Source organism: Streptomyces sp. DSM 118878 (assembly GCF_052936595.1).
Genome location: NZ_CP193622.1, coordinates 2,408,082 through 2,421,135, shown reverse-complemented (window position 1 = coordinate 2,421,135; position 13,054 = coordinate 2,408,082). Strand labels below are relative to the sequence as shown.

The window sequence follows — 13,054 nt, the reverse complement described above, 5'->3', positions numbered from 1 at the left end:
GGGGCTGGCTGGGACGTGAAGCTTGATTCGATGTACCAGGAAGTCATCCTGGACCACTACAAGCACCCGCACGGGCGTGGTCTGCGCGATGGCGACGCCGAGGTGCACCATGTCAATCCGACCTGCGGTGACGAGATCACCCTGCGTGTGAAGTACGACGGATCGACGATCGCCGACGTGTCGTACGAGGGCCAGGGCTGCTCCATCAGCCAGGCCAGCGCATCCGTCCTGAACGACCTCCTGGTCGGCAAGGAGCTCGACGAGGCGCAGAAGATCCAGGGTGTGTTCCTGGAGCTGATGCAGTCCAAGGGCAAGGTGGAGCCGGACGACGCGATGGAGGAGGTCCTGGAGGACGCCGTCGCGTTCGCCGGGGTCTCGAAGTACCCGGCGCGGGTGAAGTGCGCCCTGCTGAGCTGGATGGCTTGGAAGGACGCGACCGCCCAGGCACTGGGAGAGACCGACGGGGCCGCAGAGAGGAAGACGGCATGAGCGAGAACGGTACGCAGGAGACCCTGACGACGAAGCCCGCTTCGGAGGAAGAGGTCCGCGAGGCGCTGTACGACGTCGTCGACCCCGAGCTGGGCATCGACGTCGTCAACCTCGGACTGATCTACGGCGTGCACGTCGACGACGCGAACATCGCGACGATCGACATGACGCTGACCTCGGCGGCCTGTCCGCTGACGGACGTCATCGAGGACCAGGCGAAGTCCGCCACCGAGGGGATCGTCAACGAGCTCCGGATCAACTGGGTCTGGATGCCGCCGTGGGGCCCGGACAAGATCACGGACGACGGCCGCGAGCAGCTTCGCGCGCTCGGGTTCAACGTCTGAGGCTCATCTGACGACGCGGTCGACTCCGCCGGTAGGGCCCCCTGCGCCATGGCGCAGGGGGCCCTTCGTCGTACCGGGAGCCGGCGGCGTCACCGTCCGCGCGCGGTCGCCTCCGCCAGCGCGTGGGCCAGGCCCTCCTTGCGGATGCGGCGGTCGATGTAGAGCAGGGCGGTCACCAGGGGCAGGAAGACGGTGGCCAGCAGTTGGGCGAGGAGCGTGCCGACCAGGCCGACCAGGGCGAGCGTGAACTGGGAGCGGAGCACGTCGAAGAAGACCTCGGCGGCGGAACCGCCCCGGTCGGGCACCGGCGGTGCCGGGGCCAGGAAGCTCATCGGGACGCGGAACAGCATGGACACCGCCATCACCATGCCCCCGGCGAGCAGCGAGAGGCCGAACGTCCGCCACCACGCGCCGCGCACGAGCCGGGCCGAGCGGCGCAGCGCGGTCAGCGGGCCCGCCGACTCCAGGACCGCCGTGGCGGGCGCGAACGCGAACAGGACGTACAGCCACGCCGCCAGCGGGATCACGAGGAAGAAGAGCAGGAGGAGCAGCAGGACGGGGGCGAGCGAGTTGGTTCGCACCGAGACGAAGAAGCCGACGAGGAGCAGCGCGAACGCCACCACCGGCAGCAGCAGGATCAGCGCGAGCAGCACCGTCACGGCCGTCACCGCGGGGGTGCGCGACCAGGCCCTGCGCCACACCGCGCCGAACGCCGGGCGGCGGCCGATGACCGCGTCGTGCAGGGTCGCCGCGCAGGCCGCCTGGATGAAGGAGTTCACGGCGAGGCTCGCGAGGAGGCCCGTCAGCCAGACCGCGCCGAACGCGATCAGCAGCGGCCGGCCGTGCTCCCAGGAGAAGTCGGCGCCCGCGGCGGACAGCGCGCGGAGATCGTCCCGGGTGGCCGCGTACGCGAGGAACAGGGCGCCCGCCATGACCGCGGCGAGGAGCCCGTACGCCGAGGCGGCCGTGCCGAACAGCGGCTTGGCGTAGCGCCGCATCGTGGCGAAGGTGCCGCCGAGGATGTCGCCGACGTCGAGCGGGGCGAGCGGGATGACCCCCGGCTTCGGCGGAGGCGGCGGGGGCGGGCCCCAGCCGGGCGGCCCCCAGCCGGTCGGGCCCCAGTGTGGCTGCTGAGGTCCCCACCCCGATGTGTCCGGCATCGCGTCCGCGCTCCATGTGTGTCTCGCCCCTGTGGTCCCCCCACAGCGATCGCGTCACCTTAGCCCCCTGCGCCCCTGCGCCCCCGCGCCGAGCCCCAGGTCCGGCGCTCTTGTGTACGCCCGTACGCAACGTTATGTACACTCGTACGCATGGGGTACGCACTGCTGGCCGCGGCGATCGCGGCGGAGGTTGCCGGGACCACGGCGATGAAGTACAGCGAGGGGTTCAGCAGGCTGTGGCCGTCACTGATGACGGTCGCGGGGTATCTGGTGGCGTTCACGCTGCTCGCGCAGACCCTGAAGACGCTGTCCGTGGGCACCGCGTACGCGATATGGGCGGGCATCGGGACGGCGGCCGTCGCCGGGATCGGCATGCTGTTCCTGGGGGAGAGCACCAGTCCGGTCAAGGTCGCCGGCATCGCGCTGGTGATCGCCGGCGTCGTCGTGCTCAACCTGGGAGGTTCCCACTGATGCCCCGTCGCTACGACCCCGAGCGCCGGCAGCGGATCATCGACGCCGCGATCAGGGTGACCGGCGCGAAGGGGATCGGCGGGCTCAGCCACCGCTCGGTGGCGGCCGAGGCGGACGTGCCGCTGGGCTCGACGACGTACCACTTCAAGACGCTGGACGAACTGCTCGTCGCCGCCCTGCGCCAGGCCAACGAGGGCTTCGCGAAGGCGGTCGCCTCCAGCGGCGCCTTCGAGGACCCGCGGGCCGACCTCGCGGGAGAGCTCGCCGCGCTGCTCGGCGAGTGGCTGGCCGGGGAGCGCGCGGGCGTCGAGCTGGAGTACGAGCTGTATCTCGCCGCCCTGCGCAGACCCGCGCTGCGGCCGGTGGCCGCCGAGTGGTGCCAGGGCATCGGCGACGAGCTCGCGGGACGCGTCGATCCGGTCACGGCACGGGCGCTGGTCGCCCTGATGGACGGCATCTGCCTCCAGGTGCTGCTGACGGACACGCCGTACGACGAGGCGTACGCACGGGAGATGCTGAACCGGCTGCTCGCACCGGGCGGCTGATCCCGCCGGGCAGCCGATCCCCTAGGGCGGCCGATCCCGCCGGAGCGGGGGAGGCGGCTCCCCGGCTCGGAGCATGAGACCGGTTCGCCCGCGCGCCGCCGCTCCGGTTAGGTTTCACCCATGACCGACACGACTGCTACTCGTACCACCGGCGCCGTCGCCGCAGGCCTTGCCACCATCGCCGCCGACGGCACCGTCCTCGACACCTGGTTCCCCGCGCCCGAGCTCGTCGCCGAGGCCGGCCCGGCCGGCAGCGAGCGGCTGACCGCCGAGCGCGCCGTGGAGCTGCTCGGCGAGGGCGCCGCCAAGGCCATCGGCCCCGACGCCCGCCGTGGCGTGGAGATCGTCGCCGTACGTACGGTCATCGCGTCCCTGGACGACAAGCCGCTGGACGCCCACGACGTCTACCTGCGCCTGCACCTGCTCAGCCACCGCCTGGTCAAGCCGCACGGCGTGAACCTCGACGGACAGTTCGGCTTCCTCGCCAACGTCGCCTGGACCTCGCTCGGTCCGGTCGCCGTGGACGACGTCGAGAAGGTGCGGCTGAACGCCCGCGCCGAGGGCCTGCACCTCGCCGTGACGTCCGTCGACAAGTTCCCGCGCATGACGGACTACGTCGCGCCGAAGGGCGTCCGCATCGCCGACGCCGACCGCGTCCGGCTCGGCGCGCACCTCGCCGAGGGCACCACGGTCATGCACGAGGGCTTCGTGAACTTCAACGCGGGCACCCTCGGCACCTCCATGATCGAGGGCCGCATCTCCGCGGGCGTCGTCATCGGCGACGGCTCCGACATCGGCGGCGGCGCCTCCACCATGGGCACGCTCTCCGGCGGCGGCAACGTCCGCATCGTCATCGGCGAGCGCTGCCTCATCGGTGCGGAGGCGGGCGTCGGCATCGCGCTGGGCGACGAGTGCGTCGTCGAAGCCGGGCTCTACGTCACCGCGGGCACCCGGGTGACGATGCCCGACGGCCAGATCGTCAAGGCCCGTGAGATCTCCGGCGCCTCGAACATCCTCTTCCGCCGCAACTCGGTCACGGGCACGGTCGAGGCCCGCCCGAACAACGCGGTCTGGGGCGGCCTGAACGACATCCTGCACAGCCACAACTGACCCCGCTCGCTTCACCGGAGCGGCCACCCTCAGAGGGTGGCCGCTCCTTTTTCCTGCCCGGCGGACGCCCGGCAGATATTTCTCCGCGGGCAGGCATAGCGGGGGGAGTCCGGACCCGTCCTCACCTGTGCGGGAGGGCAACAGGCCCACCAGGGAGCGAAGGTGACGATGGATGCCGAAGAGCAGAGAAGCTTCCGGGAGTTCGTGGAGACCAGATCGTCGGCCCTGCTGAAGACCGCCGTGCTGCTCAGCGGCGGCGACCGGCACGCGGCGGAGGACCTGCTGCAGAGCGCCCTCGTCAAGGCGGCGGGCCGGTGGCGGCGGATCGACGAGCCGGAGGCGTACGTACGGCGCATCCTGTACCGCCAGCAGGTGAGCCGGTGGCGGCTGAAGTGGCCCCGCCGTGAACTGGCCGTCGCCGAGCCGCCGGAGAGCCCGTCGGCCCAGGACGGCACGTCCGCCGCCGAGCTGCGGATCGTGCTGCGCGAGGCGCTCGCCAAGCTCACCACGCGCCAGCGGACCGTGCTGGTCCTGCGCTACTTCGAGGACCTGCCCGAGGCGGAGGTCGCCCGGCTCCTCGGCTGCACCGTCGGCACCGTGCGCAGCACCACGCACCGCTCCCTCGCCCGGCTCAGGAGCCTCGCCCCCGAACTGGCGCGGCTGGACGGGCCGGACACCGGCGCCCGGCCGCACCCCACCGACTTCTCGCCCATGGAGGTATGACCGTGAACGTGGAAGAACTGGTGCGCGAGTCGCTGAGGGAGCAGGCCGAGCAGGGCGGCCCCCCGCCGGGTGACTTCGCCGGCCGGGTGCTCGCCGCGCGGCGGCGCCGCAGGAACCGTACGATCGCGGGCGCCTCGCTCGCCGTCGCGGCGGCCACCGTCGTGGCGGTGGCGGTGCCTGGCCTCGACGCGGATGCCGGGCGGCAGGAGACGCGGACCGCCAGTGAGCTGCGCGACGGCGACGTCGTCGCGCACCCCGGCCAGGCGCCGCCACGCGAACTGATCGCGGCGGGCGGCAAGGCGCTCGCCGCCTACTACACCCAAGAGCGCGTCCCGCGGGGCAAGGGCGTCGAGATCAGCACCCGCGCCTACCGGCTGCTCGACCAGAGGACCGGCACCTACAAGAAGGACACCCGGTGGTCCGTGCTGGCCGTCGCGCCGGGCATGCGCACCGCTGCCGTCCTCGAACGCGAGCTGCCCGCCCGGCGGGTCGGGCTCCTTGACATGGTCACGGGCAAGGTCGAGCGGTGGATCGAGACGCCTCGCGGGGCCGGCGGCGTCGAGTTCTCGCCGGACGGCGGGAAGCTGGTCGTGACGACGTACGGGGAGAACCCGGACCGGTTCGACATGGATCATCCGCTCTCCGACGGCGACAGCAAGGAACCCGGCCCCGCCACTCCGAGCAGGACCGGTTTCTACGTGATCGACGCGACGTCGGGCGACTCCGCCTGGAGCGCGGTGAAGACGAAGGCCGTCAAGCTCGGCCCGGCGAGCATCAACACCCGTCAGGACTTCGCCTTCAGCCGGGACGGCAGCCTGCTCTGGTCGGGCCTCACCTCTGCGCCCCACCAGCAGTACTACGACACCGGCGGCCGTGAGAGGAGCACTCCCGCGAACGAGAGGCATCTGCACTGGATGGACACGGCCGGCCTCTCGCCGAGCGGGAAACTCGCCGACGGCGGCTTCGTGGGCAGTGACAAGACCACGGCGTCCGAGATCATCGACTCCGTCAGCGGCAAGCGCGTCGCCAAGGTGCCCGGCCAGCAACTCGTCGCCTGGGCCGACGAGAAGCGGCTCATCGGCTGGGACATCGCCCCCGGCGGCAACGAGTACCGGCAGCGCCTCGTCCTCGTCACCATCGGGAGCGGGAAGACCGTCCCGCTGAGTGGCTACCGCTCGCCGGACTTCGGCTCGGCCGGGCGCTGGTACCCCGTCTTCGCCGCCCGGTAGGCATCGAGCAGCCCCTCGGTCACCGCGCGGGACGCGGGCAGCAGCGGTGGCCGCACCGGGCCCGCCGGGAGGCCCAGCTCGGTGAGCAGGGCCTTGGCGGTGACCGTGCCGGGCAGGCCCGCGGCCATCATCGGCTCGATGAGAGCGGTGGCCGCGAGCTGGCCTTCGCGCGCGGCCGCCGTGTCGCCCGCGTCGTACGCGTCGAGGACCGCCCGTACCTGCGCGGGGATCGCGTTGGCCACCGTGCTGACGCACCCCGCCCCGCCCACCGAGTACAGCGCCAGGCTGTACTCGTCGCAGCCCGCGTAGTACGCCAGGTCCGTTCGGGCGATGACCTTCTGGCTGCCGAGGATGTCGTACGCGCAGTCCTTCACGCCGACGATCCGCGGATGGTCCGCGAGGCCAAGGACCGTCTCCGGGTCGATACGGGTACCCGTGCGGCCGGGGATGTCGTAGAGCAGGGCCGGCAGCCCGCAGGCGTCCGCGACCGTGCGGAAGTGCGCCGCCACGGCGTCCTGCGGGGGCAGGCTGTAGTACGGCGTGACCACCAGCAGGCCGTGCGCGCCCGCCTTCTCGGCCGCAAGGGCCTGCTCCACCGTCTGCCGGGTGTTGTTGCTGCCGACGCCCGCGACGATCCGGGCGCGGTCGCCGACCGCCTCGGTCACGGCGCGGATCAGGGCGGACTTCTCGGCGGTCGTCGTGGTCGGTGCCTCGCCGGTCGTGCCGGACAGGACCAGGCCCTCGCAGCCCTCGGCCACCAGGTGCTCGGCCAGCCGCTGGGCGCCGTCGAGGTCGAGGGCGCCCGCGCGGGTGAAGGGCGTGATCATCGCGCAGAGGACGCGACCGAAGGGGGCGGGGGCGCGAGTGGTCGCTGAGGCGGTCATGCGGCAAGTCTCGGCCCGCCGACGCTGAAGCTCCACTTAATTCTTCTACGAGGTAAGTGACAGCGATGCTACGAGGTGGGGAGGGGCGGAGAGCGGAGGGGCGGGAAGCGGCGGGAAGCGGCGGGGACGACCGTGGGTAGCCCGGCGCGGCCCGGGTACCCGGGCCCCCAGCCCAGAAGGGAGGCGGCACACGTGACCGGGACCATGGACGAGCGGACGGCGCACGACCAGGCACAGCACTCGGTGGGAGAGCTCATCGAGCGGGCCACCACACAGCTCTCGGACCTCGTACGGCAGGAGATGCGGCTCGCCGGGCAGGAACTGACGGAGAAGGGCAGACGTGCGGGGCGCGGCGGCGGGCTCCTCGGAGCGGCCGGCGCGGTCTCGTACGTCGGGCTCATGGCCCTGGCGGCCACGGCCGTCGCGGCGCTCTCGCTCGCGCTGCCCGTGTGGGCCTCCGCCCTGATCGTCACCGGCGTGCTCTTCGCCGTGGCCGGGGTACTCGCGGTGCTGGGGCGCGGGCAACTGGCCCGCGCGGTTCCGCCCACGCCGCAGGGGGCGTTGGACAGCGTCAAGGCGGACGTCGAGGAGATCAAGGAGAGGGCGCACCGATGACGAAGACGCCCGAGAACCCGCGGAACGCGGGTGCGAAGGGGCCGGACGAGTTGCGCCGGCAGATCGAGGAGACCCGTGGTCAGCTCGGCGAGACCGTCGGGGAACTGGTCGCGAAGACGGATGTGAAGGCCCGCGCCCGGCACCGGGCGGACGTGGTCAAGGGCCAGGTACGAGGAACGGCGGCGCAGGTGCGGGAGAAGGTCACGGAGCAGGCGGCGCGCGTCAAGGACAAGGCGTCGGACGAGAAGACCCACGCCGCCGAGGGCGCGGAACTGGCGAAGGGCAAGGCCGCCGAAGGTGCCGCTCTGGCCAAGGAGGCCGTGCTCGGCGTCAAGGCGCGGGCAGAGGAGCGCCCCGCCGTGGCGCAGGCCGAGCAGAAGGTCGCCGAGACCGTGCGCCGGGTGCGGGAGAACGCGCCCGAGCCGGTCAGGACCGCCGCGGACAACGTCGTGCGTACCGGCGGCCGCCACCCGGGGAAGCTCGCCGCGGCGGGCGCGGGGGTGCTGATCGTCTGGATGGCGCTGCGCCGCCGCGGGAAGGCCGGCCGCCGATGAGCAAGACGAAGATCCTCTACAAGCCGCTCGGCATGGGCTTCGGCCTGCTCGGCGGCATGCTCGCCAGTGCCCTGTTCGACCGCGCCTGGAAGGCGGTGGCCGGTCAGGACGACGCCCCGGACGCCCATGACGAGGACCGCGCCTGGGGCGAGATCCTCGCCGCCGCGGCCTTGCAGGGCGCGATCTTCGCGGTGGTCAAGGCGGCGGTGGACCGCGGCGGCGCGGTCGGCGTGCGCCGCGTCACCGGCCGCTGGCCGGGCTGAGCGCGAGCAGCCGGGGCCAGCGGGGCGGACAGGCCCCGCTGAGCCGCCCGACGGCCGTGTCCCGAGCGGGGCACGGCCGTCCGTGGTGTGTGCGAGGCCGCGTTGACGGGGCCGGAGGCGCGGAGGAAGCTCGGGCCATGAGCTCTGCGGAACCGCATCCCTATACGCGCTACGTGGCGATCGGCGACAGCCAGACCGAGGGCGTCGGAGACGGTGACGACGTCCTGGGGTACCGGGGGTGGGCCGACCGGCTCGCCGAGATCCTCGCCGCGGGGCGGCCGGACTTCGGTTACGCCAACCTCGCCGTGCGCGGCCGGCTGACGGCGCGCATCAAGGCCGAGCAGCTCGGGCCCGCCCTCGCGCTGAAACCGGACCTGGTGACCGTCATGGCGGGCATGAACGACCTGGTGCGCCCCGGCTTCGACGCCGCGCGGATCGCCGCCGACATCGAGGAGATGTTCACCGAGCTCACCGGGGCGGGCGCGCGGGTGGCCACCGTGACCTTCCCCGACATCGGGCGGATCGTGCCGCTGGCCCGCCGGGCGCTGCCCCGCGTCCTCGAACTGAACGCCCGGATCAGGGCGGCCGCCGACCGGCACGGCGTGGTCGTCCTCGACACGTTCCCGCACCGCGTCACCACCGACCCCCGGCTCTGGAGCGGCGACCGCCTGCACGCGAGCCCGCTGGGCCACGCCCGCATCGCCGCCGGGATGGCGGACGCGCTCGGCGTGCCGGGGCACGAGGGCTGGAGCGCGACGCTGCCGCCGCTGCCGCCCATGTCCGTCCTCGGCGAGGTGACGGGCGAGGCCCGCTGGCTCGCGGGGTTCATGGGCCCGTGGCTGTGGCGGCGCCTGCGCGGCCGCTCCTCGGGGGACGGCCGGGTGGCCAAACGCCCCGACCTCGCCGAGGTGTCCGCGCCGGATCACGAAAAGGCTTGACCTGAAGCGCACTTGAGGTCGGAACGTGGTGCGTACGAGGCACCGGCCCCGCGGGGCCCGGCACTCGCGCCCACCGAAGCCGACGGACGGACCACAGCCATGTCTGCGACCAGCACACCCCAGACCCTCAGCACCGGCACCCACCCCGACCCCGCCCGCGCCGACGTGGGCCTCACCTTCGTCAGCACCTGGCGCACCGGCTCGCCCGAGCGGCAGCGGGACACGTTGATCGCCATCGCACGGGCCTGGGAGAGCCGCCCGTGGCCGCACCCGGGGCTCCTCTCGTACAACGTGTACGCGGGCTCGGACGGCTCCACGATCATGCATTACTCGCAGTGGCGGGACGAGGAGGCCTACGGGGAGTTCTTCGCGCATGCCGGGAACGGCAGGGACGCGCGGAACGCCGACATCGACGCGGCCGTGCCGGGCATCGAGCGCCTCGGACTCACCAGGACCCGGCTGTACCGCAGCGGCCCCGGCGCCGGCCGGGAGCGGCGCGAGCCCGGCGCGATCGTGACCGTGCGGGTCGACTTCGACGCCCCCGACCCCGGCCGTGCCCGCGCCTGGGTGGACGGCGTCCTGGACGCCCTCGGCGCCGATCCGGTCGAGAGGCCGGGGCTGCTCGCCGCCCACTTCCACGTCAGCACCGACGGCGCAACGGTGATCAACTACGCCGAGTGGGAGAGCGAGCAGGCCCACATCGAGGCGCTCGCCGCGGCCGGCGACGGGATCGGATCACCCACACCCGAGTGGCGCAGGGTGCGGGAGTTCCCCGGCGTCGTCCAGAACGACGCGGTCTCCCGCTACCGGTTCGCCTACGGATTCCTACCGAGCTGAGCGTAGTTTCCCCGGTCGCCCCGCCGCCGACCGCCGCGCCCGCCTGGACAGGCCCAGGCGGCGGCGGGACGGTGGAGACTCCACCCCAGGGAGTCGGCATGAGCGGCAGCGGAACCGGCAGGGCCGGCACGGGCAAGGAGTTCGAGATCGCCCGGGAGTTCGAGGTCGAGGGCTCCCCGGCGCAGGTCTGGGCCGCGCTCACCACCGGTACCGGCGGCTGGCTCCGGCCCATGCTCTACGAGCCGTGCGAGGGCGGCGGCGCCCCGCACGGCGGGACCGTCGTCCGCTGGGACCCGCCCCACCGCCTGACCGCCCGGGTCGAGGACCCGGACGCGGTGCCGGGCCAGAGCCTGGACCAGCTCGACCACACCATCGAGCCCCGCGACGGCGGCCGCCGCTGCCGGCTGCGCCATGTGCACAGCGGCGTCTTCACCGGGGACTGGGACAGCCAGTACGACAGCGCCGTCAAGCACACCGACTTCCACCTGCACACCCTGGCCCAGTACCTGGCGCACTTCGTGGACCGCCAGGCCGTCTACTCCGGCCTCAACGGCCCGCCCGCGTCCCGCGCCCCCGACGCCTTCGTCCGCCTCGCCCGGGCGCTCGGCATCCCCGACGACGCGTCCGAAGGCGCCCGGATCCGCGCCGAGGGGCCGGGCGAGGAGCTGAACTGCGTGATCGACTTCCGCAGCCGGTACTTCATCGGGCTGCGGACGGACGACACCATGCACCGCTTCTTCGGCCGCAACCACTTCGGTGCGCCGGTCGCGCTGGGCGTCCACGACTTCGGGACGCACGCCGACGCCAAGCGCACCGAACTGGCCTGGCAGGACTGGCTGCACCACCTCTACGGCTGAGCCGGGCCCGCCCCGGGCGGCCTACGGCCGGAAGCGCAGCACCTGCGGGTCGTGGTCGCTGTTCTGCTCGGCGAACTCCGCGTTGATGTGCACGCTGTCGTAGGAGAAGCGGTTGCCGACCCCGGGGCTGGTCAGGATCTGGTCGAGGACCTGCGAGTTGCCCTGGTAGACGTAGGAGTACCGCTCGCTCCTCGGCAGCGACTCGACGGCCGGACGCAGTGCGCCGCCGTCGGTGAGGGCCTCGGTGGTGCCCGAGAACTCGAAGTCGTTGATGTCGCCGAGCACGACGACGTCCGCGTTCCGCTGCGCCTCGCGGATGTCCCGCACGAAGCCGTTCACGGCCTGCGCCTGGAGCAGCCGCTGCTCCTCCGACGAGCGCCGCGGCGGCTGGTGGTGCGAGGTGAGCCCCTCGTCGCCGCCCTTGGAGGCGAAGTGGTTGGCGATCACGAAGACCGTGCGGCCGCGGAAGACGAACTCCCCGGCCAGCGGCTTGCGGCTGTTCGTCCACGCCGCGTTCTTCGGGTCGACGCGGCCCGGGGAGCGGGTCAGCGCGGCGCGGCCCTTCTCCCGTACGACCTCGGTGGGCGTCGTCGCGTCGCCGCCGGACCGCTCGGTGAACGAGACGCGCCCGGGGTTGTAGAGGAAGACCTGACGGATGTTGCCGCCGGGCTCCCCGCCGTCCTTGTTGTTCTCCGGGTCGATGGAGCGCCAGGCGTAGCGCGGCCCGCCCGCGGCGACGATCGCGTCCGTGAACTTCTTCAGGGTCACCTCCGCCGACACGGTGCCGTCGTTCTTGGCGCCGTTGTCGTCCTGGATCTCCTCCAGGGCGACGATGTCGGGCGACGCGAGGTTCTCGACGACGGCCCCCGCGAGCGCGTCGAACTTCGCCTGCGGATCGGTCGGGTCGAGGTTCTCGACGTTGTACGTGGCGACCGCGAGCTCGCCCTTGCCCTGCTTGCGCGTCTTCTCCCGCTCCAGGCCGCCGCCTCGGACGTCGCCCAGCTCACGGGCGGTCAGGGTGTAGCCGCCGAACTGGTTGAAGTCCAGCGGGCCTTCGGTGGTGCCGCGCAGGACGTCCCCCACGTCCGCCTTCGGGAAGGGCCGCTCGGAGACCGGGGCGAGCTGCTGGATCTGGAGCCGGCCGCCGTTCTGCGCGGCGTAGGAGCCGTAGACGGTGCCGCCGCGCCGGCCGGCGTTCTCGTGCGGCTTCACCGTCACCCACAGCTCGTTGTACCGGTCGGTCGCGCCGACCACGCGCGAGCTGCCGATCCGTACGTTCATGCCCTCCAGGGACTCGTACCGGTCCAGGGCGTAACGGCCGGGCCGCAGCGGCAGCGCGTTGACGCTGCCGCCCTGCGCGGGGTCACCGGCGGGCGCGTAGCGGTCGGGCACGGACTTGGCGGTGATGGTGACCGGCGCGGGCAGGGCGTTGCCGGAGGACTCCACGGTCACCGTCGGCCTGGTGATCTGCGTCAGGGACTGGTTGCCGGAACCGGTGCCCCCGGGCACGTACTCCCCGACCGTCCCCGAGACCCGTACCGCGTCGCCCGGCTCGACCGTGGGCGCCGCCGATCCTGTGAAGACGAAGACGCCCTCGCTGGTGGCCGCGTCGCCGTCCGCCGTGCCGTCGGGGGACTGGATCCAAAAGCCCTTGGAGCCGTAGCCGCGCACGCCGGTGACGATGCCGGACACGTCGCTGACCTGCTGCCCCACCAGGGGGGACGTACGGGTGTCGCCCTGGATGTCATGGATGCGGACCGCGTCGGCCACGGCCGCGGACGAGGTGACGGCGAGCAGGCCGGCCGCCAGGGCGGTGGCGAGCACGGTGCTGACGGCGGCGGATCTCGGAAGGCGGGGCGTCGATATGTGAGGCATCTGGGACTCCGGATGAGGGTGGAGGAACGAAGCTGCGGCGCAGGCCCGACCGGGCGCTCTACGCGCGTCAATCTCTTGCCTGACCAGGGGAGTTGTCAAGGTTGTACGGGTGTTCCCGCGCTGTACGTTTCCTGACGGGGACATGAACCGGGCGGCATGG

16 protein-coding genes are annotated in these 13,054 nt (G+C 72.8%); 13 read left to right on the top strand and 3 right to left on the bottom strand.

The genetic code is table 11. From position 1 onward, the window contains the following. Positions 1–15: 15 nt before the first annotated feature. Both sufU and ACRAKF_RS10525 read left to right on the top strand, forming a co-directional pair. Positions 16–489, top strand: a complete 474-nt coding sequence (sufU, locus tag ACRAKF_RS10530) for a Fe-S cluster assembly sulfur transfer protein SufU (protein ID WP_447036680.1) — start codon at positions 16–18, stop codon at positions 487–489. Further along, positions 486–833 carry a metal-sulfur cluster assembly factor gene (locus ACRAKF_RS10525; protein WP_447036679.1) on the top strand — a complete coding sequence of 116 codons (348 nt, stop codon included), beginning with the start codon at positions 486–488 and terminating at the stop codon, positions 831–833. The genes sufU and ACRAKF_RS10525 overlap by 4 nt, the downstream gene beginning before the upstream one ends. An 89-nt stretch (positions 834–922) precedes the next feature. Here the strand turns inward: ACRAKF_RS10525 and ACRAKF_RS10520 are convergent, their stop codons facing one another. Continuing rightward, positions 923–1,993 (bottom strand): hypothetical protein, encoded by a 1,071-nt coding sequence (locus tag ACRAKF_RS10520; protein ID WP_447036678.1) that lies wholly within the window; start codon positions 1,991–1,993, stop codon positions 923–925. A gap of 150 nt (positions 1,994–2,143) precedes the next feature. On the opposite strand from ACRAKF_RS10520, the gene ACRAKF_RS10515 reads away from it, so the two are divergent. The 5 genes from ACRAKF_RS10515 to ACRAKF_RS10495 all read left to right on the top strand — a co-directional run bounded on the left by ACRAKF_RS10515 (position 2,144) and on the right by ACRAKF_RS10495 (position 6,071). Then, on the top strand, positions 2,144–2,464 hold the full coding sequence (locus ACRAKF_RS10515) for a DMT family transporter (RefSeq protein ID WP_447036677.1): 321 nt from the start codon (positions 2,144–2,146) through the stop codon (positions 2,462–2,464). Then, on the top strand, positions 2,464–3,009 hold the full coding sequence (locus ACRAKF_RS10510) for a TetR/AcrR family transcriptional regulator (protein WP_447036676.1): 546 nt from the start codon (positions 2,464–2,466) through the stop codon (positions 3,007–3,009). Before ACRAKF_RS10515 ends, ACRAKF_RS10510 begins: the two co-directional genes overlap by 1 nt. Positions 3,010–3,129: 120 nt before the next feature. Next, positions 3,130–4,119 (top strand): 2,3,4,5-tetrahydropyridine-2,6-dicarboxylate N-succinyltransferase, encoded by a 990-nt coding sequence (gene dapD / locus ACRAKF_RS10505; protein ID WP_447036675.1) that lies wholly within the window; start codon positions 3,130–3,132, stop codon positions 4,117–4,119. 168 nt (positions 4,120–4,287) lie between these two features. Then, complete coding sequence (locus ACRAKF_RS10500; RefSeq protein ID WP_447036674.1) at positions 4,288–4,842, top strand: SigE family RNA polymerase sigma factor; 555 nt, start codon at positions 4,288–4,290, stop codon at positions 4,840–4,842. A 2-nt stretch (positions 4,843–4,844) separates the two neighbouring features. Further along, entirely contained in the window at positions 4,845–6,071 is a 1,227-nt protein-coding gene (locus ACRAKF_RS10495; RefSeq protein ID WP_447041910.1) for a WD40 repeat domain-containing protein, read from the top strand. Here the strand turns inward: ACRAKF_RS10495 and dapA are convergent. After that, the gene (gene dapA, locus ACRAKF_RS10490; RefSeq protein WP_447036673.1) at positions 6,011–6,955 is read right to left on the bottom strand and encodes a 4-hydroxy-tetrahydrodipicolinate synthase; all 945 of its coding nucleotides are present in this window, start codon (positions 6,953–6,955) and stop codon (positions 6,011–6,013) included. The genes ACRAKF_RS10495 and dapA overlap by 61 nt on opposite strands. A 192-nt stretch (positions 6,956–7,147) precedes the next feature. On the opposite strand from dapA, the gene ACRAKF_RS10485 reads away from it, so the two are divergent. The 6 genes from ACRAKF_RS10485 (at position 7,148) to ACRAKF_RS10460 (ending at position 11,019) form a co-directional block, all read left to right on the top strand. Further along, complete coding sequence (locus ACRAKF_RS10485) at positions 7,148–7,570, top strand: phage holin family protein (protein ID WP_447036672.1); 423 nt, start codon at positions 7,148–7,150, stop codon at positions 7,568–7,570. Next, positions 7,567–8,124, top strand: coding sequence for a DUF3618 domain-containing protein (locus ACRAKF_RS10480; RefSeq protein WP_447036671.1), 558 nt, complete (start codon positions 7,567–7,569; stop codon positions 8,122–8,124). Before ACRAKF_RS10485 ends, ACRAKF_RS10480 begins: the two co-directional genes overlap by 4 nt. Further along, positions 8,121–8,387, top strand: coding sequence for a DUF4235 domain-containing protein (locus ACRAKF_RS10475; protein ID WP_447036670.1), 267 nt, complete (start codon positions 8,121–8,123; stop codon positions 8,385–8,387). The genes ACRAKF_RS10480 and ACRAKF_RS10475 overlap by 4 nt, the downstream gene beginning before the upstream one ends. 137 nt (positions 8,388–8,524) lie before the next feature. Further along, positions 8,525–9,325 (top strand): SGNH/GDSL hydrolase family protein, encoded by an 801-nt coding sequence (locus tag ACRAKF_RS10470; RefSeq protein WP_447036669.1) that lies wholly within the window; start codon positions 8,525–8,527, stop codon positions 9,323–9,325. Positions 9,326–9,424: 99 nt separating this feature from the next. Then, complete coding sequence (locus ACRAKF_RS10465) at positions 9,425–10,162, top strand: antibiotic biosynthesis monooxygenase (protein WP_447036668.1); 738 nt, start codon at positions 9,425–9,427, stop codon at positions 10,160–10,162. A gap of 98 nt (positions 10,163–10,260) precedes the next feature. After that, positions 10,261–11,019, top strand: coding sequence for an SRPBCC family protein (locus ACRAKF_RS10460; RefSeq protein WP_447036667.1), 759 nt, complete (start codon positions 10,261–10,263; stop codon positions 11,017–11,019). Between the two features lie 21 nt (positions 11,020–11,040). On the opposite strand, the gene ACRAKF_RS10455 is transcribed toward ACRAKF_RS10460, so the two are convergent. Continuing rightward, entirely contained in the window at positions 11,041–12,894 is a 1,854-nt protein-coding gene (locus ACRAKF_RS10455) for an endonuclease/exonuclease/phosphatase family protein (protein WP_447036666.1), read from the bottom strand. Positions 12,895–13,054: the final 160 nt, after the last annotated feature.